Here is a 25,585-nt window from a genome sequence, read left to right as displayed (position 1 = left end):
AACCTTCTGGCTATTTATGCTACTGCTCTGTTGTGTCGTACGACTGCCGGTACAAGCGGCGGATGTAGTCGTTTCCGGAACGGTTAGCAGTCCCAGCGGTGAGCCGCTTCTGGGAGTAAGCGTTCTGCTAAAAGGGACGACCCGGGGTGTTATTACGGATGCTCAGGGAAAATTTAAAATCAGTGTTCCCGATAATGAATCGGTATTGATTTTCAGTTTTGTAGGCTACGTGCCGCAGGAAATGGCGGTAGGCTCTCTGACCCAGCTGACGGTTACGCTCCAGCCCGATACCAAAAACCTCAGTGAGGTAGTTGTCGTAGGCTATACCACACAGTCGCGGGCTACCGTGACCGGAGCAGTGGGTACGCTGAAATCGTCCGATCTGTTACGTACACCCGCCGTTACTACATCCGGAGCGTTAGTGGGTAAAATTCAGGGTATTACGGCTCGTCAGGCCGACGCCCGCCCCGGAGCCGGAACGAATATTCAGATCCGTAACATGGGTACTCCCTTGTTCATTATCGATGGCGTTCCTTCGGATGAAGGCAATTTCAACAACCTGGGTCAGAATGATATTGATAACATTTCCATTCTGAAAGATGCCTCCGCTTCCATCTACGGATTACGGGCAGCCAACGGGGTAGTGCTGGTAACCACGAAACGCGGGAAGATCGGCAGCAAGCCACTCATCAATATTAATGGCTATTACGGGGTGCAGAATTTCACCCGGTACCCACGTCCCGCCAATGCTTACCAGCACGTTCGGGCTCAGGTGGAATCAGATCAGAATCAACGGATCAACACGACCTGGACGCCGGAGGAACTGGCGAAGTGGAAAGCGGGTACGGAGAAAAATTACCGCAGTTTCGATTATTACGATATGGTCATGCGGCCTAACGTACCCCAGTTCTCACTCAATGCCAATGCTTCAGGAGCCAATGAAACCGTAAACTATTACGTATCCGTTGGACACCTGGGACAGGAAGCGTTGATTAAAGATTATCGGTTTAACCGGACCAACATCCAGACCAACGTAGAGGTAGCTCTGGCGAAACGGTTTAAAATCGGTACGCAGCTAAGTGCCCGGCGTGAATTTCGCCACCAGGTAGGGGTACCCGGACTGGACGATTATTTCAACCCTTTCCTGAGTATCTTCACCATGTGGCCCACCGAGCGGCCTTATGCGAATGATAATCCGAATTACATCAATCAAACGCATAACGTGAACGTAAACCCGGCAACGTATAAAGAAGACGTTACCGGTTACATTGACGAAGTATGGATGAATGGGAAGGGTAACTTCTACGCTCAGTATGACTTTAATTTTGGTCTGTCGGTGAAGGGTACGTATTCCTATGCGTTTACCAACTTTGATTTTGATGGTTTTGAATACACCTATAATGCCTACCGTTACGACGAAGCAACGGATACGTACAACGTGGTTCCGGGTGGTGGAAATCAAAACCCCTGGCGGGAACGTCGGAAACGTAACATCATCGACCGGTTCGCTCAGATTCAGCTGAGTTACAACAAGCAATGGGGCGATCATACGGTAGCAGCAGTAGCTGCTTACGAACGGTACGATCAGGACAATAAGTATATGGTTGTCCATACGGTACCACCCAACAACTACATTCCGATTCAGTATTTCGCTAATCAGGATTTATTGATTGACGAGTGGAATGTACAGGCCCGGGCGGGTTACATTGGCCGTTTAAACTACAACTACAAACAGAAATACCTCTTTGAGGCCGTGGGTCGCTACGATGGTTCCTTTCTCTTTGCTCCCAATCGGCGGTACGGCTTCTTCCCCGGGGTGTCCTTGGGATGGCGATTGTCGGAAGAACCTTTCCTGAAAGATCGCACCAGTAATTTTCTGGATGATTTGAAGCTGCGGGTTTCGTACGGAAAAACGGGTAGTGATTTAAGCGGTAACGATTTCATTGTAGCTCCCTTCAGCTATCTGCCGGGTTACAACTGGAACAGTCGTACGGCCGTTTTTGACGGAAACCTGGTAACGGGGCTACAACCCCGGGGGCTGCCCATTCGAAATCTTTCCTGGGTAGAAAATACGTCCCGTAACGTGGGAATTGACTTTTCGTTCTGGGATGGCAAATTCTCGGGTACGTTTGATGCCTTCGAACGTTTACGCGAAGGCTTACCCGCCGCCCGCTACGATGTGTTACTGCCCAGCGAAGTAGGCTATACTTTACCCAACGAAAACCTGAACTCGGACGCCCACCGGGGTCTGGAAGGGGTGCTGACGTACCGGAACCGGATCAATGAGGTGCAGTATTCATTCAGCGTCAATGGAACTGTAGCTCGCCGCTGGGACGTACAGGGTCGCTACAAACCCCGATACGGAAACTCCTGGGACCAGTACCGGAACTCCTGGGAACAACGCTGGGCCAACATCAACTGGGGGTATCAGGTGGTGGGCCGGTTTCAGTCACAGGCTGAAATCGACAATTACAACGTCAACAACGACGGACAGGGCAACCGCACGCAGTTGCCGGGCGATTTCATCTACAAGGATGTCAACGGCGATAAAATCATCAATGAGCTGGATGAACGACCCATTGGTTACGCCGAAGGAGCCAACCCGTACGTGAGTTTTGGGATCAACAGCAGTGTATCCTGGAAAGGCTTTACCCTTCAGTTCGATTTCGCCGGAGCGACCATGCAGACCTTCCAGCGGAACTGGGAGATGAAGATTCCTTTCCAGAACAATGGAACATCACCCGCCTACATCTTCGAAGATCGCTGGCATCGGCAGGACCCATTCAACCCCGACAGCCCCTGGGTGCCTGGTACATATCCGGCCGTTCGGAAGGATAACCCCAGTCACGTCAACTTCCGCAAGAGCGATTTCTGGTTAACCAACGTAAGCTACATTCGGTTGCGTAACCTGGAACTGGCCTACAATATTCCATCACCCGTACTCAAAAAGCTGAAATTATCAGGCCTGCGGGTATACGTGAATGGTACCAATCTCTTCTCCTTCGACAACGTCAAGAGTTTCGGAATTGACCCCGAAATCTCTTCCGGCAACGCTTTGGTATACCCACAACAACGCCTCGTAAATGCCGGATTTAGTCTGAATCTCTAAAAGCTACTTCAATGAAATTATCGTATAAACATTTTGTGCTGGCGGCCGCGGTATTCGCCGCTTCCAGTTGCCAAAAAGGAGACTGGCTGGAGCGGAAATCGCCTACGCTAATTACGGAAGAGCAGGTATGGAATGATCCGAAAATGATTACCAGTCTGCTGGCCAACTACTACGACCGTCTGCCCGCCCACGCTGAGCTGGAAGGGGGCTGGGCCGAAATGGCTGCCTACGACGAGGCTATGTGGTCGGGCAACAACGATGATCGCAATAACATCATCGCGTACCCCTTCGATCGCTGGCGTTTGTGGGATTACGGCCTGATTCGTGACATCAACCTGGCGATGGAAAGTATCGAACGCTACGGTACCAACCTGTCGGCTACCCAAAAGAGCCAGTTTGCGGCGGAGTTGCGGTTTCTGCGGGCGTATCAGTACTTCGAGCTGGTGAAACGCATGGGCGGTGTACCCATCGTGACGAAACAACTGGTGTATGATTTCAGCGGCAATCCTGAACCCCTGCAACAGCCCCGTAACAAGGAAGAAGAGGTCTACGATTTCATTGCCTCCGAACTCGACGCGGTGAAAGAGCAACTGGGCAATGCGGGTAGCAATACCCGGGCCAACAAGTATACCGCTCTGGCTCTGAAAAGCCGGGCTTTACTCTACGCCGCTTCCATTGCCAAGTACAACAACCAAATGAGTTCGCCTATTACTTTGCCCGGAGCCGTCGTGGGAATTCCCGCCGCCCGAGCCAGCCAATACTACACGCAGTCGCTGGCCGCCGCGAAGGAAATTATTGCTTCCGGAGCTTATTCGCTGTATCAGACGAACCCGAATCCGGGCGAAAATTTCTTCGAAGCCATTACCAAAAAACAGAATAATAAGGAAGTCATTCTGGCGAAAGATTACCTGGTATCGAAAGATAAACGCCATGGGTTTTCGTATGATAACATTGCCCGTGGCATTCGCGAAGATAATTTGGGGTCCTCAGCCGTGACGCCTACGCTGAATCTGGTGGAAGATTATGAGTACCTGGATGGGAGTTCCGGTGAATTGAAAAACCGTACTGCTGACAATGGCGACTACATCTACTACGATCGTCTGCAGGATATTTTTGCCAACAAAGACGCTCGTTTGTACGGAACCATCATCTATCCGGGAACGACGTTCAAAGGCCAGGATGTACAGATTCAGGCGGGCGTAAAGGTTTGGAATGGTACGACTTACCAGACGGTGGAATCAAACGTGCTGGGTGCTACGCATACGGATGGGAAATTACTAACGGGTACCTCCGGTCCGCAACGCTCACAGACGGAAGTTTCCAATACCGGCTTTTACCTGCGGAAATACATTGATCCGGCGACGATGTCCAGCACGCGGGGGATTCGAAGCGATATGTGGTGGGTACGTTTCCGGCTGGGTGAGGTGTACCTCAACGCCGCCGAAGCTGCTTTCGAACTCGGTCAGACGGCCGATGCCCTGCAGTATCTGAATACGCTTCGGCAACGGGCCGGTTTTGCAGCGAATGCTTTAAAAACGGTGACCATCCAGAAAATTCAGAATGAGCGTCGGGTAGAACTGGCTTTTGAGGATCACCGCGTCTGGGATCTGAAACGCTGGCGAATTGCCCACGAAGTCTGGAACGGAAGCAACTCCAACCCCGACGCCATGGCGTATGCTCTGTATCCCTACCGCGTGGTACGGCCCGGCGATCCCCGGGATGGCAAATACGTGTTCGATAAACTGGTGGCTCCCCGGTACCGGGCTCCGCGTCAGTTCCAGATGGGAAATTACTATTCATCCATCGATCAGACCGTGATTAACAATAACCCTAAAATTATCAGAAACCCCTTCCACTGATATGAAAACGCTTTTTTATGGATTACTGACCGTCGTGCTCGGCCTGGTGGGTTGTGCCAAGGATAATTTCGATGCTCCGGCTTCGGTACTACAGGGGCGGGTCATCTACCAGAATCAGCCCGTTGGCGTACGCAGCAATGGCGTTCAGCTTGAACTCTGGCAGCCGGGCTTTCAGGTATACACCAAAATTCCCGTATACGTAGCCCAGGATGGCTCATTTGAGGCTACCCTTTTCAATGGCGATTATAAACTTGTACTGCTGCGGGGTAATGGTCCCTGGGTAGATAACAGCGATACGGTTCGGGTGTCCGTACGAGGCAATACCCAGGTCGATGTGCCCGTGCAGCCTTACTATACCGTCAGTGGGGAACAGTACCGCAAAGATGGAAACAACCTCCTGGCCACGGCAAAGATCAACGGCGTGGTCACAAGCCGGGCCATCGAGCGGGTGACGTTTTACGTGGGAGCCACGAAGTTTGTGGATGTCAACAACAACGCTGGCCGCGTAGATCTGACGGGTACGGCTCTGGCGGACCTGAGTAAAACCTTATCCTTCACCTTAGCCGTGCCGACGTCATTAGGGAAAAATTACGCGTATGGCCGAATCGGGGTAAAAACGGCCGGGGTGGCCGAATTGCTGTACTCGCCCGTGCAGGAAATTAAATGGTAAAGTAAACAAACCGATCGTCCCCAAATAGAGGGTTTAAGGATTCGCTCGTACTCATTCATTCCATGCTACCGTATCGAATGAATGGGTACGAATGAATTCAGTTGAGGTTAGTGCGAAAGTGTTTACAGGATCATGAAAATCCGTGAATCGGGGCTGGATTGAATCCTATTCAGGTAAAGACACGAAAGAATTACTGCTACAAATCTTTCAGGTAGATGACATTAAACACTATTTTGACTATATTTTTTTAGATGTCTTGCAGAAATGTCAAAATAAAGGAATAAACAGGTAAACCGTAGGGAGTCAAACCCTTTTCAACCTTTTACTTTTGAAGGTAGTATCGTAGCGTTGAACAAGAACATTTCGCCTAAACACATTGAATCGCGGCCTTGACTTACTATGAAAAAAGCACTTACTACGCTAGCCTGTGCGTTGGTTTCCAGCTGGGCGGTTGCCCAAAATCAGCTGACGATCAGTACTTCTTCGGAAAACGTTATCATTGACAAACACATTTACGGCCACTTTGCTGAACACCTTGGACGCTGTATTTACGACGGCATTTACGTGGGGGAAAAGAATACAAAAATTCCCAATCAAAAAGGCATACGCAACGATCTGGTCGATGCTCTCAAGAAATTGAAAATCCCCAACCTTCGCTGGCCCGGCGGCTGTTTTGCGGATACCTATCACTGGAAAGATGGCATTGGTCCCAAGGGTAAGCGTCCATCGATGGTCAATACCTGGTGGGGTGGGGTAACGGAAGATAACAGCTTCGGTACGCATGACTTCCTCGACTTGTGCGAACGCCTGGGAGCGGAGCCGTACCTGGCGGGTAACGTCGGTAGTGGAACAGTTCAGGAACTGACCGAATGGGTACAGTACGTGAACTTTGAAGGCAAAAGCCCCATGTCGAACCTGCGGCAGGAAAACGGCCGGGCAAAACCCTGGAATGTTAAATATTGGGGGGTCGGTAACGAAGCCTGGGGCTGCGGCGGTAATATGAAGCCCGAATATTACGCCAACGAATACCGTAAGTACGCCACCTTTATGCCGGACGGCAATGGAGCCAAGTTGTTCCGAATCGCCTCCGGGGCCAATTCCGCCGACTACAACTGGACGGAAGTGCTCATGCGGGACATTCCCCATGAATTACTGGCGGGGGTGGCTCTGCACCACTATTCAGTAACGAACTGGCAGAAAAAAGGCCCTTCAACGGAATTCGACGAAAAACAGTATTTCGGCACGATGAAGCAGGCTTTGTTTATGGAAGAACTCGTCCAGAAACACAGTGCCATCATGGACAAGTACGACCCGAAGAAAAAAATAGCCTTGGTGGTGGACGAATGGGGTGGATGGTACGAGGTTGAGCCAGGAACCAACCCGGGTTTTCTGTACCAGCAGAATACCATCCGGGATGCCATGATTGCGGGTGTAACCCTGAACATTTTCCATAACCACGCCGACCGGATTCGCATGGCCAATCTGGCTCAGGTCGTGAACGTACTACAGTCGGTCATCCTAACGAAGGGCGAAAAGATGATCCTGACGCCTACGTACCACGTCATGGAAATGTACAACGTGCACCAGGACGCCACCCTGCTGCCCGTTCAATTGAAAAGCAACGATTACGCCTTCGAATCGGATAAGTTGAAAGCCGTTTCGGCATCGGCGTCGAAAGATAAAAGTGGTTTGACACACGTATCACTCGTGAATATCGATCCCAAGAAAGAGCAGGACATCACGGTGGAACTGAAAGGAATGAACCTGAAAACGGTAAGCGGTCGGGTACTGTCTTCCGGAAAATTGCAGGATTACAACACCTTCGAAAACCCCAACAAAATACATCCGGTCACCTTCAACGGAGCGAGTCTGTCGGGTAGCCAACTGAAGGTTAAACTTCCACCGGCTTCTGTAGTCGTACTGGAACTCAAGTAAGTGATATTAACAGCATACGCAATGCAAAAGTGGTATACAACGATACTGGCCTTGGGTTTGGCCGGACAGGTACTGGCTCAGAACCCGCTGGTGGTGAAGGTGAATCAGCCCAAAGCGGAGATCCAACCGACCATGTGGGGTCTGTTTTTCGAGGATATTAATATGGGAGCTGACGGCGGCCTGTACGCTGAACTGATCAAAAATCGCTCTTTTGAGTTCGAGTCTCCGATGATGGGCTGGAAAGAGCAGAAAAACCCGAAAGCAAGCGTGCTGGTACTCAACCGGCAGGATCAGCCCGAAAACCCCCGGTTCATTCGCGTGAAGACCGAAGGTGGGAAGTATGGATTGACCAACGAAGGTTTTCGGGGGATGGGCGTCAAGCAGGGCGTCGGCTACGATTCTCCGTACTCTCGCGTAACGTCGAAGGAAATCTGACGCTGAAACTCGAACTCGTGAAACCCGACGGTCAGGTACTCGGCACGGCTTCGTTGCCCCTCAACAGTACCGACTGGAAAAAGCATTCCGTACGTTTCACGTCGAACGGTACCGAACCCAAGGCCAAGCTCAACGTCTGGTTTGAAGGCACCGGAACAGCCGATCTAGACATGATTTCGCTTTTCCCGCAGGACACCTGGAAAAACCGTCCGGGCGGCTTACGGGCCGATCTGGTCCAGTTGCTGGCCGATATGAAACCCGGTTTTCTGCGGTTTCCCGGTGGCTGTATCGTGGAAGGCATGGACCTGAGCAATCGGTATCAGTGGAAAAAGACGGTAGGGCCGCTGGAAGGTCGTGAAGTAGCCATCAACCGCTGGAATAAGGAATTCAAACACCGGCTGACGCCCGATTATTTCCAGACGTTTGGACTGGGTTTCTTCGAATATTTCCAACTGGCGGAGGACATTGGAGCTGAACCCCTGCCCATTCTGAATTGCGGCATGGCCTGTCAGTACAACACGGCAGAAGTAGTACCCGTCGAAGAACTGGATCCGTACGTACAGGATGCTCTGGATCTGATTGAATTTGCGAATGGTTCGACAGATACCAAATGGGGAAAACTCAGAGCAGACATGGGGCACCCGGCTCCGTTCAACCTCAAATTACTGGGGGTAGGTAACGAGCAGTGGGGGCCACAGTACATTGATCGATACATTGTATTCGAGAAAGCGATCAAGTCCAAATACCCGGAGGTTCGCCTGATTTCGAGTGCCGGACCAAATCCGGATGGGGAAGTCTTCGGTTTTCTCAATGGGAAATTACGATCGCTGAAAGCCGATATTATCGACGAGCATTACTACCGCAAGCCCGAGTGGTTTCTGGAAAATGCCACGCGTTACGATGATTACGACCGCAACGGTCCCAAGATTTTCGCCGGCGAGTACGCTTCCCAAAGTAAAGATATCGCCAGTCCTGAGAACCGGAATACCTGGCTTTGTGCCTTATCGGAGGCGGCTTTCATGACGGGTCTGGAACGGAACGCCGATGTTGTGCACATGGCTTCGTACGCTCCACTGTTTGCCCACGCCGACGGCTGGCAATGGACGCCTGATTTGATCTGGATGAACAACCTGCAATCGTACGGAACGCCCAACTACTACGTGCAGAAGTTGTATTCGACCAATAAGGGTACCAAAGTGCTGCCCATCCTTTCCAATAATCAGTTGATTACGGGCAAGGAACAATTGTACGCATCCGCTACCTGGGACGAACCCACGAAAGAGGTAATTCTGAAACTCGTCAATGCTTCCGGTCACCCGCAAACGCATACGGTCAATCTGGAAGGCGTCAAAAAACTGGAAAATAAAGGCAAACGCTTCACGCTGAAAAGCAGCGAACCGGGAGCCGTGAATAGCTTCGATCAGCCCAAACAGGTGAGTCCGACGGAGGAAGAGCTGGCCGTAAAAGGAACGAAGCTCAACCTGACACTGGCTCCGCAGTCATTCACGGTTATACGGGTAAAAGTAGTAAAGTAGTACTTGTTCTGTTGGTGCTCATGCAAGGCCGGGTTTGGTAATCCCGGCCTTCTTTTTAAGTCGACTACAAGATTGAAATTCAGATTTCCTACGCTAAACCTCTGGACTATTCTATGCTTCGCTGGCTTTTGTTTCTTCTACCGGTATGGGCTTTCTCGCAGGCTCCTGCTACGCACGATCCGAGTACCATTCTAAAAGAGGGCGATAAGTACTATTTCTTCTCAACCGGGCACGGCATCACAGTACACACCTCCACGGATTTAAAAAGCTGGCAGCAAAGCGAACCGGTATTCAAAAAGGGTACCTGGCCGGAATGGATCAACACCAGCGTTCCCGGGTTCAAAGGCCACTTCTGGGCTCCCGATCTGCTGTTTATGAATGGAAAGTATTATCTGTACTATTCCTGTTCAACGTTTGGGGCTTCGACTTCGGCTTTGGGACTGGCGACGAACGTCACGCTCGATGCCGCTTCCCCGCAGTACCAGTGGCAGGATCAGGGCTTGGTGATCGAATCCAGCGACCGTAAAGGCTATAATGCCATCGACCCTAACCTGTTTCGCGATACGGACGGTAAAGTTTATCTAACGTACGGTTCGTTTTTTGGTGGAATTGCGACGGTGGAACTGGATACGTCAACCGGAAAAATCAAGACGGGAGCCACGCTAACGAAAGTCGCGGGCGGCAACGCTTCGGACTGGGAAGCCGCCTGTCTGATCAAAGAAGGAAAGTACTATTACCTGTTCGTCAATAACGGTCTATGCTGTAAGGGAGTAAATAGTACGTATACCATCGTAGTAGGCCGCTCGGAACAACCCTTAGGACCGTTTCTGGATGATACGGGGAAGGATCTGGCGAAGGGAGGAGGAACGATAGTACTGCGAACGTCAGGAGAGTTTATTGGTCCGGGCCACGTGGGATTACTCGCTGAGAAACGATTGGTATCTACCCATTACTACGATGCCAATGATAATGGTAAATCGAAACTGCGATTACTGAAGCTTCAGTTTAAAAAGGGCTGGCCGATACTAACTCCCTAAGTTTAGGCATCAAAACCAAGCTAACGGACTTCGCATTTGGTTACAAGCTATCGTTAAAACGTAGTAGTGAACCGCCCGTCCATTCCTATCTTTATTTCCCATTTCGAAGCTTAAATAATTTTAAAAAATATATGGTAAATACAAAAATATTGTGTTATTTCGACACGATTTAAGCGTATTGTTCCGCAGCCACCTTGTACCTCCATGCTTCTAAAGTATCCTCATTCCAACCGCGTGCTGGTTGCCACCGATTGTATCATTTTTGGCTTCGATGGCGAGGAACTGAAGTTGTTAGTCATTAAACGGAACTTCGAGCCGGAGCAGGGAAAATGGTCTCTGATGGGCGGATTTTTGAATGAAAACGAAGATCTGGAAGTAGGGGCCAAACGCATTTTGCATGAACTGACGGGCCTGGAGAATGTGTACATGGAACAACTGCATACCTTCGGTGAGGTGCAGCGTGATCCAGTCGAGCGGACCGTATCCGTCAGTTTTTACGCGTTAATCAACATCTCCGACCATGACGCAGAATTAGCCCGTTCGAAAAATGCGTACTGGCAAAGTCTGGAAACCATGCCGGATCTGATTTTCGATCACGGCCGGATGGTACAAATGGCCCTGCAACGTCTGCGGTACAAAGCGGCCCTGCACCCCATTGGTTTTGAGTTACTTCCCGAAAAATTTACGATTCCTCAGCTACAGCGTTTATACGAAGCCATTTACAGTCAGGCTTTCGACCGCCGGAATTTCAGCCGGAAGATTCTTTCCACGAAACTGCTGAAAGATACAGGCGAAAAAAACGAACAGAGTCTGACGAAAAAAGCCATCCTGTACCGACTCGATCAGGAACGATACCAGAAACAGTTTAATGCTTTCCTTCACTTTATCAGTGATTTTTAATCGCCAGATTGTAAGGTTTTCAAAGGCGAACCAGCGTCTTGAGTAGAGTCAAGAAGCGAGAGGAAATACAGGTTCAAGCCATAGAAAATGCAGCAAAAAGCGTCGAATGGCGTCCGTGTACGATAATGAATGTGTCAGATTAACACTTTAGCATACAAATGGAAACAAAATACGTCATTGGCGTAGACTACGGAACGGATTCCGTACGGGCTCTGGTACTGAATGCTCAGACGGGAGCGGAGGTAGGAACGGCGGTATACGAGTACCCTCGCTGGAAACAGGGTTTGTACTGTGATGCTCCGCATTCCCAGTTTCGTCAGCATCCTCTGGATTATCTGGAAGGCCTGGAATTTTCCATCAAAGGAGCCCTAGCCAATACTACGGACGAAGTACGTCAGAACGTAGTCGGGATCTCCGTAGACACCACGGGTTCGACCCCCGGCCCGGTGGATGAAAACGGTACGCCCTTGTCTTTACTGCCCGAATTTGCCGAGAATCCTAACGGTATGTTCATTCTCTGGAAGGATCATACGGCCAATAAAGAAGCTCAGGAAATCAATGATTTAGCCCATTCCTGGGATCTTGATTTTACGAAGTACGTCGGCGGTATTTATTCTTCCGAGTGGTTCTGGGCAAAGATTCTGCGTATACTTCGCGTGGATGAAAAAGTACGGGAAAAAGCGTTTTCCTGGGTGGAACATTGCGACTGGGTGTCGGCCGTTTTGACGGGAAATACGAACCCATTGACGCTGAAACGCAGCCGTTGTGCCGCCGGCCATAAAGCCCTCTGGCACGAAGACTTCGACGGTCTGCCTTCCGAAGAATTCCTGACTCAACTCGATCCGCTACTAACGGGTATTCGGGGTCGCCTTTTCCACGATACCTATACGTCGGACGAAGCTATGGGCAAAATCTCGAAGGAATGGGCTGAAAAGCTGGGTATTTCCGACGAGGCCATCATCGGCGTAGGAGCTTTCGATGCCCACATGGGAGCCGTAGGCGGTACCATTGAAGCGTATTCGCTTTGCAAAGTGATTGGTACGTCTACCTGCGATATGCTGGTCGCTCCGACGGAAGAAATCGGTAATCTGCTGGTACGTGGTATCTGCGGTCAGGTGGATGGTTCGGTCATTCCTGGTATGCTGGGAATGGAAGCGGGGATGTCCGCCTACGGGGATATTTACGCCTGGCTGCAACGCCTCGTACTGCAACCCGTTCGCGAATTGCTCGGCGAGGAAGCGGCTGAAACGCTGCGTAAACAACTCATTCCGCATTTATCCGAAAAAGCGGCTCAGTTACCCGTGACTGAAAACGATGCCGTCGCGATTGACTGGTTCAACGGTCGCCGTACGCCCGACGCGAATCATACGCTGAAGGGAGCCATCATGGGCCTGAATCTGGGAAGTGATACCGCCCGGGTATTCAAAGCTCTGGTGGAAGCAACGGCCTACGGTTCGAAAAATATCGTGGATCGTTTCGTGCAGGAAGGCGTCCCCATCAAGCAGGTCATTGCCATTGGTGGCGTAGCCCGCAAGTCGGCTTTTGCCATGCAAACCCTGGCAAACGTGCTGGACATGCCCATCAAAATTGCCAAATCCGATCAGGCCTGTGCCCTGGGTGCGGCCATGTTTGCCTCCGTGGCGGCGGGTCTGTACGCCAACGTGAGCGAGGCTCAGGAAGCCATGTCTTCCGGGTTCGATGCCATTTACGAACCACAGCCAGATAAGGTGGAAGTTTATAAAGTGCTCTATCAAAAGTTCCTGGAACTTGGTCAGTTTGTGGAGTTTGGCCCGCAGGAACCGGCGATACTCGGGCATTCGTAAGGTGAAGTCCAAATTTACTACAGGTTAATTCGGGATTTGCAATCCGGAATCAAACGCTCAGGAATTTATAATTCCAGTATAAACTAGTCATTGATATTCAGAAGTATACACCATGATTGACTTAAAACAATTTGAAGTCTGGTTCGTAACGGGTAGCCAGCATTTGTACGGCGAGGAAACGCTTCGTCAGGTAGATGAACATTCCAAAACCATCGCCGAGCATCTGGATCGGTCGTTGCCCGTACGGGTGGTTTTCAAGCCCGTCGTGAAGACTTCGGAAGAAATTTACCGCATCATTCAGGAGGCCAACGTAGCTCCAAACTGTGCCGGGATCATCACCTGGATGCACACGTTTTCGCCCGCTAAAATGTGGATTCTGGGGTTGAAAGCTTTGCAAAAGCCCATGCTGCATTTGCATACGCAATTCAATCGGGATATTCCCTGGGGTGAAATCGACATGGATTTCATGAACCTGAACCAGTCGGCTCACGGCGACCGCGAATTCGGCTTCATGATGTCCCGCATGCGACTGAACCGGAAAGTCGTGGTCGGTCACTGGGAGCAGGAAGATGTGATTGCACAAATCAGCACCTGGTCCCGCGTATCGGCGGCTCGTTACGAAATGCAGGGCATGAAAGTCGTTCGTTTCGGCGACAACATGCGATACGTAGCCGTAACGGACGGTAACAAAGTATCCGCGGAAATGACCTTCGGGTACTCGGTGAATACGCACGGCGTTGGTGATCTGGTACAGGTCGTAAACCAGATTTCGGACGCGGAAATCGACCGACTGGTTGCCGTTTACGAAGAAGAATACCGCGTGGTAAACTCGCTTCGGCAAAATGGTGAGCTCCGTCAGTCGCTGCGGGAAGCGGCTCGTATCGAGCTGGGACTGAAAGCATTCCTGGAAGACGGAAATTTCAAAGCCTATACCGATACCTTCGAAGACCTGCACGGACTGGTCCAATTGCCCGGTATTGCTTCGCAGCGATTGATGGCGGCGGGTTACGGTTTCGGTGGCGAGGGCGACTGGAAAACGGCGGCGATGGTACGTACCATGAAAACCATGGCAAGCGGTCTGCCGGGCGGTAACTCGTTCATGGAAGATTATACCTACCACTTCAATCCGGCGAATAAACTCGTACTGGGTTCACACATGCTGGAAATCTGTCCGTCGATTGCCGACGCTCAGCCTTCCTGCGAAATCCATCCGCTGGGTATCGGTGGTAAAGCCGATCCGGTGCGTCTGGTATTCAATTCAGCGGCGGGTCCGGCGATCAACGTTTCGATCATCGACGTTGGAAACCGCTTCCGGATTCTGGTGAACGAAGTAGAAGCCGTAGCCGCTCAGGAAGAACTGCCCAAATTGCCCGTGGCCCGCGTACTATGGAAACCCCAGCCCGATATGCAAACGGGTTGTGCGGCCTGGATTCTGGCTGGCGGTGCTCACCATACGGTATACAGCCAGAACCTGACAACGGAATACATCGAGGACTTTGCCGATATGTTCGGTACCGAACTCGTAGTCATTGATAAAGATACTACCCTGCGTCAGCTCAAAAACGAGCTTCGCTGGAATGACGTAACGTATCGCTAGTAGGAGGGGAAGTTTGAGGTTTGAGTAGGTTTGAAGGGTATAACGTTTGAGCGTTTTGAAGTTTGAAAAGTATAAGGTTTGAAAAGGGTTAGGTTGACAGGAGTAGAACGGGACTGTTTCGGGTTCGTGCATTCCTGAATAACAAGGACTTTTCAAAAAACAGACCTTATACTTTTCAAACCTACTCCAACCCGTAAGATCAGGTTATAAAGGAAAGTACTCTTTCAAACCTTCTACTCTTCAAACGTCAAACCTCTTATACTTCTCAAACTCACTCAGACTGCAACCCCCTGCCAGCTTACTCAACATTCAAACCCCATGAGTTATCAAAGCTTAAAAGAAGAGTGCTACGAGGCGAATATGCTGCTGCCCAAGCTCAATCTCGTTGTATTTACGTTCGGCAATGCTTCGGTAGTAGACCGGGAGAAGGGCGTATTTGCCATTAAACCCTCGGGTGTACCCTACGAATTTTTGCGTCCCGAAGACATCGTCATCTGTGATTTCGATGCCCAGGTAGTCGAAGGTACCAAACGCCCTTCGTCGGATACGAAGACGCACGCCGTACTCTTCAAAAATTGGGAAAAGATCGGTGGCATTGTGCACACGCATAGTACGTACGCGACGGCCTGGGCTCAGGCTCAGCTGGATATTCCGATTCTGGGTACGACCCACGCCGATCACCTGACCACGGACATTCCCTGTGCTCCGCCGATGGATGATGAAATGATCAAGGGCAACTACGAATACGAAACCGGTTATCAGGTTCTCAACGAATTTGAACGGCGTAACCTTTCCTACGAAGAAGTCGAGATGGTTCTACTGGGCAATCACGCTCCGTTTACCTGGGGAAAAACGGCGGAAAAAGCCGTGTACAATGCCGGGGTACTCGAAGCCGTGGCCCAGATGGCGTATTTGTCCTGTACCCTGCGTCCGGACGTGCCCCGCCTGAAACAGACGTTGATTGACAAACACTTTTTCCGGAAACACGGGAAAGATGCTTACTACGGACAAGGCTGCTAAGCAATCCTAACCCACGAAATCACACGTATCGCTATGGACGATGCCGTCGGTAGCGGTACGTTTAACAATCCCCTTCTGCAAAACTAATCTTACTCTAAACCCATTTATGACACTCGGTCTTGAATCGCTGGACTACACGATTTTCCTGGTTTATTTCGTGATAGTGGCCGTATACGGTTACTGGGTCTTCAAAAACAAAGGCAAACAAACCGCCGATTCCAAGGATTTCTTCCTGGCGGAAGGTTCGCTTACCTGGTGGGCCATTGGTTCCTCCATCATTGCTTCTAACATTTCTGCCGAACAGTTTATCGGCATGAGCGGTCAGGCCTTCCAATTGGGGCTGGCGATTTCGGTTTACGAATTAGTCGGTGCGTTTTCCCTGATTATCATCGCCGTGTACTTCCTGCCGATGTACATCAAGAACAAGATTTACACCATGCCTCAATTCCTGCAGGTTCGTTACGACGGACGGCTGGCAACGATCATGGCGGTATTCTGGCTCTTGCTGTACATCCTCGTCAACCTGACCTCGATTATTTACCTGGGGGCGATCAGTCTGGAAAAAATGACGGGTTTTGGGTTCATGCCCTCGGCTATTTTCCTGACGGTTTTTGCGGTATTTATCACGCTAGGTGGGATGAAGGTAATCGGTTACACCGACGTGATTCAGGTAGTCTGTCTGGTAGTAGGGGGTCTGGCTACGACCTATCTGGCTCTGGATTTGCTGTCTGACCGGGTGGGTACGGGAGCAGGCGTTTTTGAAGGGCTGGGCCTGTTGAAAGAAAAAGCCGACAGTCACATGCACATGGTCTTCTCGCCGGGCGAGTATCAGGTACACGACGGTCGCGGTGGGTTCATCGATGCCTACAACCAGTTACCGGGTCTGATGATGTTCATCATTGGTGGTCAGTGGATTGTAAACTTCAACTACTTCGGCTGTAACCAGTACATCACGCAACGGGCCCTCGGAGCCGACCTCAAGACGGCCCGAAACGGTCTGCTGTTTGCTTCTTTCCTGAAAGTAATGATGCCCTTTATTGTGGTATTGCCCGGTCTGGCGGCGTATGTTTTGTTCCAGGAAAATGCCGATCCGGCAATTGTGAGCGGTATTACTGAAGGAGGCGTCGTCAAACCTGATAACTCCTATCCGGTACTGCTGAACCTCCTGCCCACGGGTCTGAAAGGTCTGGCCTTCGCGGCTCTGACGGCAGCTATCGTCGCTTCGCTGGCCGGAAAAGCGAACAGTATCTCGACCATTTACGTACTCGACATTCACAAGAAATTCTTCAATGCTGATCTGAACGAAAAACAAACCGTACGCTTGGGACGTCTTTCCATCATAGTGGCATTTGCTATTGCTCTGGTGCTGAGTCCATTCCTGCGGAACTTTGGTCAGGGTTTTGAGTACATTCAGGAGTACACGGGCTTTATTTCACCGGGTATTCTGGCAATTTTCTTACTGGGTTTCTTCTGGAACAAAGCCACGGCCAACGGTGCTTTGGTGTCGGCTTTGCTGAGTATTCCACTCTCGACGCTGTTCAAATACCAAGCTCCGGATATGCCCTTCCTCAACCGGATGGGTACGGTATTCTGGATTTGCGTAGCGGTGCACGTAGCCATCAGTTTACTGGAATCCAAGGGCAAGGCCAACCCCAAAGCCTTTGCTGTTGAATCCAGCTGGTTTAAAGTATCCACCTCCTTCCTCGTTGGTGCCCTGACTATTACCGGGTTGATTCTAACGATTTATGGGGTCTTCTATTAAGCGTTGTTACGTTTTGAGTTTAGGGTTTAGAGTTGTTTTCTCCCAAATCGTTCATGATTCGTTTTTGGAATTATAACCTACTGAGAAATCAGAAAGCTCGAGATAGAGGTAAAGAGGGGATAATTAACTCTAAACCCGAAACCCCAAACTCAAAACCCACCATTACCTTTGCCGCATGAAAAAGAAAGCTTTGATCTTCGATATGGATGGGACGATGGTGGATAACATGATGGTGCACCACCACGCCTGGCAGTCGAAACTGGCCGAGGTAGGGAAGGAGCTGACGCTGGATGAAGTCATTGCTACCTGCCACGGTATGAATGACGATATTCTGGTTCGGATCTTCGGCGACCAGTATGCGTTTGAAGAACGCGACCGCATTTCCGCCGAGAAGGAAGCCCGCTACCGGGAAATTTTCCTGGAACAGCTTCGCCTCATTGATGGCTTACCCGAACTGCTGGCCAGAGCCGCTGAACTGGATATTCCGATGGGCATCGGTACGGCGGCCCGGTACGAAAACGTGGATTACGTGCTGGATAATCTCAACATTCGGCATTACTTCAAAGCCATCGTTTGTGATCGGGACGTCAAGAAAGGCAAGCCCGATCCCAGCGTATTTTTCCAGGTTGCTCAGACACTGGGTGTAGAACCCGAGGAATGTCTGGTGTTCGAAGATTCCCCCACGGGAGCCCGTACGGCCTTCAACGCCGGGATGGAAGCCATCATCCTGACAACCACGCACAAAGCCGAAGAATTCGAAACATTTACCAGCGTTCGGAAATGCGTGAAGGACTATACGGAGCTTGATCTGGAAGAAGAATTAGCGAAGTAATAGGGTATAAAACAGTAGTACGAGATTTCGATTTTACTTAACGGCAGGTTCCTACCTGCCGTTTTTTTTATTGAGTAAAGATTTAATACATTGATAACCAGTGAACTGCTGAGTTATTGCCTGTAATTTTCTTACATTTACAAAATGTGCGTATTAAATTTCATCTTTTAAATACCAAATCCTAGCACGCCGTATCCAGTACTTGAAGATCGAATCCCCTACCTATGAATTGTAAAAATTGTAACACGGAAATTAACTCAAATTACTGCCCTGGGTGCGGACAACCAGCTAAACTCAAACGGATTGACGGGCATTACATCGTGCATGAAATTGAACATGTACTCCACTTTGAACGTGGTATCTTATACACGATTAGAGAACTTTTAACGCATCCTGGCCAAAATGTAAGAAACTATATTTCAGATAACAGAAGTCGGCTCGTTAAACCCATTATTTTCATTATTATTACCTCTCTAATCTATACGATTGTAAGTCATTTTTTTCATATCGAAAATTCGTATATACAATATAATGAAATAACAAAAACTACCGTTAGCGTAGTCTTTAAATGGATTCAGGATCACTATGGTTACTCCAATATTATCATGGGGGTATTCATTGCTGGTTGGTTAAAGGTTTTCTTTAGAAAGTATGATTATAATTTTTTTGAAATACTTATTCTCTTATGTTTCGTAATTGGAATGAGTATGTTAATTTATACCCTTTTTGCAATTTTTCAGGGAGTAACGGGTTTTAGACTGATGCAGATCGGAGGTATGATCAGTATTGTGTATAATACCTGGGCCATTGGTCAATTTTTTGATAAGAAAAAAGTAGGAAGCTATATCAAAGCACTGGCTTCTTACCTCTTAGGAATGATCACCTTTATGTTAACAGGCGTTTTTATGGGAATAGCCATTGACACGTTGATGAGGTAGTTAAATAGTACTGTTTATAGGTTCGTAATAGATTTAAATGAAATGGTTTAACTTGTTCATTGGAAAGAAAACTACTTAAGTATTTTATTAATCTCAACTTAAATATTTTTACTTGATTCAAATACAGTTGAAATAAGGTTAGATACCTTACAAATCTCCTGCTAAAGTTTGGGATAGATACGTTAATAACAAAGAGCTACTTCGCGTATCGAAGTAGCTCTTTGTTATTAAAATAAAAACTATTTTAAAGCTAGAGTAAACCTTGCCTAATTTAAAAATCGATCATTGTATGAAACGCTGATTCTGGAAGGCGATACCGTTTACTACGTTAAGCCAAGGCAACCGCTGTAAGGCTACATTTTTACTAGTTCTACGCGTCGATTCTTGGCTTTATGTTCTTCCGAATCATTCGGTACTAAAGGTTTTTGTGCACCGTATCCGACGGCTTTCAAGCGGGAAGGATTGGTACCGGATGCGACTAATGCCTGTAGTACAGCTTTAGCCCGATCTTCCGACAGCTTTTTGTTGTGGTCCGCATTGCCGGTATCATCGGTATGCCCTTCGATGCTAAGCTTAAGGCCTTTATCGCTGTTGAGGACTTTCTCGATTTCCTTCACTGCTTCCTGTCCCTCTGGTTTCAACGTGGCCTTGTCGACATCAAAGTTAATATACAGGACCGCTTTTCCTTTTTCCGCCAGCTGGCTCTGGATTTGATCGGCTTTCAGCAGGGTAATGGTTTGCTTGAACGCTTCCTTTTGCAGGATATTGAGTTTACCGGAAGCACTGTTCCCGCTGAGCTGAATATAGATGTCGCCACCATCCGCCCGGCGAATCACGTACACTTTTATGTTTTCTTCGGTATAACCGATCGAGCCATCTTCGCCTAAGTAAGGGGCCTGATTGTGGTAACGCTCGTATTCTGCACTGGTAATTTCACCATCAAAGACCTTGACGCCACCCACTTTAGTGATGGCGTCATCGTAGCTTTTTCAAAATAGGGCAGTGACCACTCCTCCGTGCTACCCGGCTGCGTAACGATATAACTCTTCCAGACTTTTCCTTCCAGCGGCGTCATGACACCGTTTAATGCAAAGAACAATTTGTCAAAAGACCGCTGGACGGGCTTGTTTTGTTCGGCTAAGCCCTTGGGAAGGCTAAAAAAGGGAAAGGCTTCGAGGGGATGAGTAGATACCGGAAGGGTACTCACATCAAAAGGTTTGGCAGTCGCTGTACCCGAGGGTTCGGCTTTGGGCTCCGTTTCATTGGATTGGACTGCCTCGGTAGCTTTCTCATTTTCCTTACCGGACTTCTGGCAGGAGGTACTTGAAATAATCCACCCAAAGCAAGCCAGCAGAAGCAGTGATTTGAAGGATCTGATCATAAGCGGTTGTACGTTTAGCGTCTGTTAAAAGAAAAAAGGTTGAGCGTGGCGGCAGTGTTGAGGATTAGCCAAACACCGCGTCTTTTAATCGGCGGTAATTTGGGCCTTACCGGAGTAGTAATGCAAGCCTAAGCTGATCTGCGGCAAATAGGAAAGGTGTTCTGCCAATAGCCTAGACCAGCGGTTCGGGCGATCATTCGTTTAGTCCTGATTGGGAGCGACCACTGACTTTTGATCCTGTTTCCTGCAAAAGGTAAAACGACCCAGGATCATTTTCTGCTTTTCGCCAGTTAGCTTATTGCCGTCTAGCTCGAAGGTGAGTAGATGTGATTACCCCGGATTTACTTCCCCAGGAAAGCCTTTAAAAATGACGGAATGTCAAGGCGTGAAGTTTGGATTTCCCAGTGTTTAGCTTTTCCCGAAGTCAACATTTGTACGGATAATAGAATAGCAGGAAGTGACCTTAGGGTAAGGTTACCCAAAAGTGTTTAAGCGTTAATCCAGAAGATATTTACTCGGAACTTTAGCCAGTTATAACCGATGACGGTTCACCTTCTAATGAGGTAGGGGTAGAGTAATAGGGTCGAATCTATACGCTCATTCAATTTTGCTCAATCTTGTTATTACACCGCATCCGCCTTTTCCACAATCACTGCCCCATTTTCTACCCGCCAGTTCTCCTGAAAAATCATGGTATCCTCTACGTCGATGTACTTCATCACGGCATTCGGGCCCTGTAGCGTCAGGTACGCAAAGCCGTTGTAGCTCACATCCCGACGGCGAAGACGGGTACGGATGCGGTCGTCCATGAAGTAGATCGGATCGTGGGTTTCGGGGGCTTTGAGTTCTACGGGCATACCGCCGTGGCCGATGCAGCGGCCGTGTACCGTCAAACTATTTTTCAGTTCCTGCGTATGGTAAATCACCATGCGATGTTCATGTCCGTAAATCCACGCGACGGGCCGGGTGGCTTCGCCCAGAATCTCGCGGAGCTGCTCACCGGGCTTGGGAAAGGCATTTCTGAACACCGAAAAAACGGGATGGTGACTCAGAAAAATAAGGCCGCGGCTATCGCTGGCATCACCCAGTTTTACCTGCTCCCGTAGCCATTGCACCTGCGAATCTTTCAGGCGACAGTCCGGTGGGTTGATGATTTCCATAATCGGATTTCGTACGGAGGTATAGCCCGTATCCAAGCCAATGATTCGCCAGTGATCGTTTTCCAGACAGAAAAATCCCGCCTTCTGCGAAACGCGTACACCCGCCTGATCGACGCCCATGCGGGGAAGCAATTCTTCAAAGTAACCACGACCGTTGGAGTACATTTCATGATTCCCCGACAGGGCCAGACTGCCCTGCGTACCCCAGGGCCAGGAGGCATCCGGATTTAGAAAGTTGGCCCGTATCTCTTTCGGAGCCCCAACGAAATAGACGTCTCCCAGGTGTAAGGTATAGTCGGCCTGATACCGGGCTACCAAACGTCCCACCAGATCGGATTCGATAGTATCCGTGGCCCAGTCGGAAAGCAGGGCCAGGGTCGCATCGTTTGGAATTCGATACACACCCGAATCCCCGTCCTTCGGATACGACTGATACGGATAGCGTTTTCCGAATCGACTTTTAAAATAATGGTAGACGAAACCGAAGAAATTCGACCAGAAAAATTGCCGGAGTTTATAAGTGACGGTATCCGTTGGGACTACTTCTTCCTCAAACTCATTTTGCAGGGTTTTGAGGTGGTTTTCTACCTTGTTATGACTCAGATTAACATATTGCTTACTGGAACGCACGGATGATCAGTTTTGCAGAGAAACATTTCTTTAGAAGAATTACCAAAAGCCAGCGAAGATGTTTTCACATGAGAAAATCTTAATAATAAAAAACGTCCCTTCCGGTGAGAAAGGGACGTTTTTGTACGCAAATCAAAGGACTAGCTCTCCAGCGGTGGAATCCGCAGTACCTGACCGGGATAGATCAGATCGGGATCTTTCAGCATGGGCTTGTTAGCTTCAAAAATGACGGGGTATTTCATGACATCGCCATAAAACTTACCCGCAATTTTCGAAAGGGAATCGCCTTTTTCTACAGTGTGATACTGAGCCTCGGGTTTCGGAGCCGTCACGCGGATGCGGTTGTCTACCTGTTCTACGCCGGTGACGTTACCCACGGTCAGGGCAATTTTTTCAGCGTCTTCCTGCTTGTCTACTTCGCCTTCCAAAACAACTGTTGAACCAGCGGTTTTGATCGTCAGGTTTTTGTAGGTCAGACCCAGGCTTTTTACTTTTTGTAACAAAGCTCCGGCCCGCAGTGTTCTACTTCTTCAGGCTTGGCCTGAGCTACTTTGGTTTCTTCATCTTTACTACCGAAGAGGTTTTCGCCGACCCCCTTCATGAATGAAATCAGTCCCATAAGGATTGAGAGTTAAGGTTGAATATAAGTGAGTATTCCTAGAAATATGGAAAATGTCATTCCAGCACATCTTCAGATCAGGAACGGGCGAAAAGTAAGTATTTTTCCGGAAACTATTGAGGAATTACTGCCAAATTCCCAAGCGGTACGAAATCAACAACTCGTTGCCCCGCCAGAAGGATAAGCGTTGATTCCGTAAATCGCCGAAAATCAGTACGTCTTCTGAGGTAAGCGAGGGGACTTTCGCCAGCTGAGGCAACGAAGTTTTTAACGAATCTCCTTGACAGGCACAGGGCATCCGTTGCCGGAATTCGTTGAGGATCATTAATAAAGCTTTGGTGTCTTCAACTTCATTTTCCCGATTATTCTCAATTTTTTGCCGTACGCGTCGCAGGTAATTTTCGTAAAAAGGCTCAAACTCAAAGCGGAGCATGGGGAAATCCCGCAGAAATACCGCCGCGTTTTTGTACAGTTGAAAGTGGGGAGGATCGACAAAACCCACAAAATTTCCGCCCCATATTAATTGATAGTACGGCGTCAATTCCCCAATGGCCTCGTAGGGACCCGCGTTACGGACCAGGCGGCCCCGCCGGAAAAGCCCAGGTCAGCAGCCAGTCCCAGCTGGTGAAACGAAATGGGAGCCATACTACGGCCTCGCCCCAACAGTTTGGTCTGTAATTCCGCACTTCGCAGGTCGGAAATCACTTTTATTTCATAATTCGGCAACTGACGACGCAGCGAATCCACGAGTGAATCCCGGCGAGTCAGAAATACTTCACGCGTGGTATTGAGCAGCCAGGACCAGCGATCGTACAGATAAATGGGCTCGTCGGTTGCCGAAGCGAGGTACGTGTGCCGTTGTATACTGTCTAAAGGTGTAGTGGGGGAGCCTAGCGAGTCCGCGATTGAACCCGTCCGATGCGAACCCAGAAACCGAACCGTACCTTTTTCATCCGCCACAAAGGCCAGCACGCGGTTGACGCCAATGGTTTTTTCGCGGATACTGTCCGTGCTGTACAGGGGAAGAATCAAATCATACAGGCTTAAAGCACTAACGCGTTGAGTACTGTCACAACGCAAAGCTTCCCAGCCGGGCAGGGCCTGCGGGAGTTGCCCGCAAGCCTGAAAGATAGTTCCGAAAAACAGGCAAAAGTGAATGAATCGCTTCAAATCGTTTCTTGTTCGTACTTTAAAAAAAGCTCGTAAAGCTTACGGGTAACGGCCCCCGGCTGTCCGGTTCCGATGGGTTTCTGATCAATTTTAGTAACGGGTACAATCCGTTTGGTCGATCCGGTGGTGAAAAGCTCGTCGGCCTGCAGCGTCTCTTCCAGCGTAACCGGACGCTCTTCCACCCGCATAATCTGGGGAGCAAATTGCAGGATGTGTTTCCGGGTAATGCCGCGTAACATGCCTTCGGCAGGTGTAATGAGCGTATCGCCTTTGACCACAAACACATTGGAACGGGACGATTCGGTAATCAGACCGTTTTCGTAATACAATACGTCGTCGGCTCCTATTTCGCGTTGCTTTCGTAATAAATAAATCGGCAACAGGTAATCGAGTGACTTGACTTCGGCCAGCTGGCGTTGGTGTTCGACGCTCATGAAGTGCAGGCCTTCGTCCGGACTTTTGAACTCGAAGGGCTTCGGAATGACGAAAAAATTGGGTGTTTCGGCGGGAGCAAACCCATCCGGTGAATAACCACCCGTAAGTACCAGCTTCAAGCCTAGCAGGGCATGCGGATTCAGACGAATCAGTTCGGCAATGATTTCGCGAAGCTGTTCCCGACTGGCGGGAATCGTCAAGCCCATCAGTTCCGCTGAACGCTCAAAGCGGTCGAGGTGGTCTTCCTGAAAAATGGGCTGACCGTCCATGGCCCGGAAAAAATCAAAAATGCCATAGGCCCGCAACAGACCCAGGTCGGTAATATGAAGTTGGGCTTGTTCTTCGGGAACGAACGAACCGTTGACAAAAAAAGTAGCTGCCATGTTGAAGAAAGATATCGTCGGTCAAAGATAAGGATGGGATTTTTGATTCTTTCCCAAAGACTAATGATTACGTTTTGTAAGCAAGGTTTGATTAGTGTCTGGGTATTCTGTGTAGGAGTAGTTTAAAACCAACAACTTTTGATTACAGGGGCACTATATCGTTCTGCTGAGTTGGCTGGTTTTTCAGTCCGCATGGAATGCGATAGGACGGGGATCGGGTGTATGCCGTCTAATAGGGTATTCGATTGTCTTCTATGAACCTATAACTAACAACCATCAACTTTCAAAAGATGTCAGAAAATTGAAAACCTCTCCCGCCCGGAAGCCATTCCATGGCGGCAACTGAACGACCTAC

20 protein-coding genes and 1 pseudogene are annotated in these 25,585 nt (G+C 49.4%); 14 read left to right on the top strand and 7 right to left on the bottom strand.

What is annotated here, in order from left to right:
* The first annotated feature begins 16 nt into the window (after positions 1-16).
* The 14 genes from BWI93_RS09385 (at position 17) to BWI93_RS09325 (ending at position 19,452) form a co-directional block, all read left to right on the top strand.
* Positions 17-3,109, top strand: coding sequence for a TonB-dependent receptor (locus BWI93_RS09385; RefSeq protein WP_255157788.1), 3,093 nt, complete (start codon positions 17-19; stop codon positions 3,107-3,109).
* Positions 3,110-3,120: 11 nt separating this feature from the next.
* Complete coding sequence (locus tag BWI93_RS09380) at positions 3,121-4,968, top strand: RagB/SusD family nutrient uptake outer membrane protein (protein WP_094810536.1); 1,848 nt, start codon at positions 3,121-3,123, stop codon at positions 4,966-4,968.
* Between the two features lies 1 nt (position 4,969).
* Positions 4,970-5,638 carry a DUF3823 domain-containing protein gene (locus BWI93_RS09375; RefSeq protein ID WP_094810534.1) on the top strand — a complete coding sequence of 223 codons (669 nt, stop codon included), beginning with the start codon at positions 4,970-4,972 and terminating at the stop codon, positions 5,636-5,638.
* A gap of 399 nt (positions 5,639-6,037) precedes the next feature.
* Positions 6,038-7,573, top strand: a complete 1,536-nt coding sequence (locus tag BWI93_RS09370; RefSeq protein WP_094810532.1) for an alpha-N-arabinofuranosidase — start codon at positions 6,038-6,040, stop codon at positions 7,571-7,573.
* 21 nt (positions 7,574-7,594) lie between these two features.
* Positions 7,595-8,008 (top strand): hypothetical protein, encoded by a 414-nt coding sequence (locus BWI93_RS28170; protein WP_217902255.1) that lies wholly within the window; start codon positions 7,595-7,597, stop codon positions 8,006-8,008.
* Between the two features lie 17 nt (positions 8,009-8,025).
* Positions 8,026-9,543 (top strand): alpha-L-arabinofuranosidase C-terminal domain-containing protein, encoded by a 1,518-nt coding sequence (locus BWI93_RS09365; RefSeq protein ID WP_217902254.1) that lies wholly within the window; start codon positions 8,026-8,028, stop codon positions 9,541-9,543.
* A gap of 113 nt (positions 9,544-9,656) precedes the next feature.
* The gene (locus BWI93_RS09360; RefSeq protein WP_094810530.1) at positions 9,657-10,580 is read left to right on the top strand and encodes an arabinan endo-1,5-alpha-L-arabinosidase; all 924 of its coding nucleotides are present in this window, start codon (positions 9,657-9,659) and stop codon (positions 10,578-10,580) included.
* 204 nt (positions 10,581-10,784) lie between these two features.
* Positions 10,785-11,480: an NUDIX domain-containing protein gene (locus BWI93_RS09355; protein ID WP_094810528.1), complete on the top strand. Its 696-nt coding sequence runs from the start codon at positions 10,785-10,787 to the stop codon at positions 11,478-11,480.
* A 158-nt stretch (positions 11,481-11,638) separates the two neighbouring features.
* Positions 11,639-13,303, top strand: a complete 1,665-nt coding sequence (locus BWI93_RS09350) for a ribulokinase (RefSeq protein WP_094810526.1) — start codon at positions 11,639-11,641, stop codon at positions 13,301-13,303.
* 112 nt (positions 13,304-13,415) lie between these two features.
* Positions 13,416-14,900 (top strand): L-arabinose isomerase, encoded by a 1,485-nt coding sequence (araA, locus tag BWI93_RS09345; RefSeq protein ID WP_094810524.1) that lies wholly within the window; start codon positions 13,416-13,418, stop codon positions 14,898-14,900.
* A 318-nt stretch (positions 14,901-15,218) separates the two neighbouring features.
* The gene (locus BWI93_RS09340) at positions 15,219-15,920 is read left to right on the top strand and encodes an L-ribulose-5-phosphate 4-epimerase (RefSeq protein WP_094810522.1); all 702 of its coding nucleotides are present in this window, start codon (positions 15,219-15,221) and stop codon (positions 15,918-15,920) included.
* 106 nt (positions 15,921-16,026) lie between these two features.
* Positions 16,027-17,682: a sodium/sugar symporter gene (locus tag BWI93_RS09335; protein ID WP_094810520.1), complete on the top strand. Its 1,656-nt coding sequence runs from the start codon at positions 16,027-16,029 to the stop codon at positions 17,680-17,682.
* A gap of 175 nt (positions 17,683-17,857) precedes the next feature.
* Positions 17,858-18,514 (top strand): HAD family phosphatase, encoded by a 657-nt coding sequence (locus BWI93_RS09330; RefSeq protein WP_094810518.1) that lies wholly within the window; start codon positions 17,858-17,860, stop codon positions 18,512-18,514.
* Between the two features lie 224 nt (positions 18,515-18,738).
* Positions 18,739-19,452 carry a DUF3667 domain-containing protein gene (locus BWI93_RS09325; protein WP_094810516.1) on the top strand — a complete coding sequence of 238 codons (714 nt, stop codon included), beginning with the start codon at positions 18,739-18,741 and terminating at the stop codon, positions 19,450-19,452.
* Between the two features lie 353 nt (positions 19,453-19,805).
* On the opposite strand, the gene BWI93_RS28165 is transcribed toward BWI93_RS09325, so the two are convergent.
* The 7 genes and pseudogenes from BWI93_RS28165 to BWI93_RS09295 all read right to left on the bottom strand — a co-directional run bounded on the left by BWI93_RS28165 (position 19,806) and on the right by BWI93_RS09295 (position 25,230).
* Positions 19,806-20,414: an OmpA family protein gene (locus BWI93_RS28165; protein WP_217902253.1), complete on the bottom strand. Its 609-nt coding sequence runs from the start codon at positions 20,412-20,414 to the stop codon at positions 19,806-19,808.
* Entirely contained in the window at positions 20,336-20,833 is a 498-nt protein-coding gene (locus BWI93_RS28160) for a hypothetical protein (protein ID WP_217902252.1), read from the bottom strand. The genes BWI93_RS28165 and BWI93_RS28160 overlap by 79 nt, the downstream gene beginning before the upstream one ends.
* Positions 20,834-21,456: 623 nt before the next feature.
* Entirely contained in the window at positions 21,457-22,623 is a 1,167-nt protein-coding gene (locus BWI93_RS09315) for a metallophosphoesterase (protein ID WP_094810514.1), read from the bottom strand.
* A 140-nt stretch (positions 22,624-22,763) separates the two neighbouring features.
* A pseudogene (lysM, locus tag BWI93_RS09310) lies at positions 22,764-23,242 on the bottom strand (peptidoglycan-binding protein LysM).
* 124 nt (positions 23,243-23,366) lie between these two features.
* Positions 23,367-23,783, bottom strand: coding sequence for a hypothetical protein (locus BWI93_RS09305; RefSeq protein WP_094810512.1), 417 nt, complete (start codon positions 23,781-23,783; stop codon positions 23,367-23,369).
* Positions 23,780-24,412, bottom strand: a complete 633-nt coding sequence (locus BWI93_RS09300; RefSeq protein WP_094810510.1) for a hypothetical protein — start codon at positions 24,410-24,412, stop codon at positions 23,780-23,782. The genes BWI93_RS09305 and BWI93_RS09300 overlap by 4 nt, the downstream gene beginning before the upstream one ends.
* Positions 24,409-25,230, bottom strand: coding sequence for an aminotransferase class IV (locus BWI93_RS09295; protein WP_094810508.1), 822 nt, complete (start codon positions 25,228-25,230; stop codon positions 24,409-24,411). Before BWI93_RS09295 ends, BWI93_RS09300 begins: the two co-directional genes overlap by 4 nt.
* Positions 25,231-25,585: the final 355 nt, after the last annotated feature.

The organism is Siphonobacter sp. BAB-5385 (assembly GCF_002261125.1).
Taxonomy (GTDB): Bacteria; Bacteroidota; Bacteroidia; order Cytophagales; family Spirosomataceae; genus Siphonobacter.
This window is presented reverse-complemented; position numbering and strand designations above follow the sequence as displayed.

Excerpts from the sequence above, each read along its gene's own strand:
- BWI93_RS09295 (WP_094810508.1), bottom strand. The coding sequence starts at position 25,230 with ATGGCAGCTACTTTTTTTGTCAACGGTTCGTTCGTTCCCGAAGAACAA.
- BWI93_RS09375 (WP_094810534.1), top strand. The coding sequence starts at position 4,970 with ATGAAAACGCTTTTTTATGGATTACTGACCGTCGTGCTCGGCCTGGTG.
- BWI93_RS09360 (WP_094810530.1), top strand. The coding sequence starts at position 9,657 with ATGCTTCGCTGGCTTTTGTTTCTTCTACCGGTATGGGCTTTCTCGCAG.
- BWI93_RS09385 (WP_255157788.1), top strand. The coding sequence starts at position 17 with ATGCTACTGCTCTGTTGTGTCGTACGACTGCCGGTACAAGCGGCGGAT.
- BWI93_RS09335 (WP_094810520.1), top strand. The coding sequence starts at position 16,027 with ATGACACTCGGTCTTGAATCGCTGGACTACACGATTTTCCTGGTTTAT.
- BWI93_RS09380 (WP_094810536.1), top strand. The coding sequence starts at position 3,121 with ATGAAATTATCGTATAAACATTTTGTGCTGGCGGCCGCGGTATTCGCC.
- BWI93_RS09330 (WP_094810518.1), top strand. The coding sequence starts at position 17,858 with ATGAAAAAGAAAGCTTTGATCTTCGATATGGATGGGACGATGGTGGAT.
- BWI93_RS28160 (WP_217902252.1), bottom strand. The coding sequence starts at position 20,833 with ATGATCAGATCCTTCAAATCACTGCTTCTGCTGGCTTGCTTTGGGTGG.
- BWI93_RS28170 (WP_217902255.1), top strand. The coding sequence starts at position 7,595 with ATGCAAAAGTGGTATACAACGATACTGGCCTTGGGTTTGGCCGGACAG.
- BWI93_RS09370 (WP_094810532.1), top strand. The coding sequence starts at position 6,038 with ATGAAAAAAGCACTTACTACGCTAGCCTGTGCGTTGGTTTCCAGCTGG.
- BWI93_RS09355 (WP_094810528.1), top strand. The coding sequence starts at position 10,785 with ATGCTTCTAAAGTATCCTCATTCCAACCGCGTGCTGGTTGCCACCGAT.
- BWI93_RS09350 (WP_094810526.1), top strand. The coding sequence starts at position 11,639 with ATGGAAACAAAATACGTCATTGGCGTAGACTACGGAACGGATTCCGTA.
- araA (WP_094810524.1), top strand. The coding sequence starts at position 13,416 with ATGATTGACTTAAAACAATTTGAAGTCTGGTTCGTAACGGGTAGCCAG.
- BWI93_RS09340 (WP_094810522.1), top strand. The coding sequence starts at position 15,219 with ATGAGTTATCAAAGCTTAAAAGAAGAGTGCTACGAGGCGAATATGCTG.
- BWI93_RS09325 (WP_094810516.1), top strand. The coding sequence starts at position 18,739 with ATGAATTGTAAAAATTGTAACACGGAAATTAACTCAAATTACTGCCCT.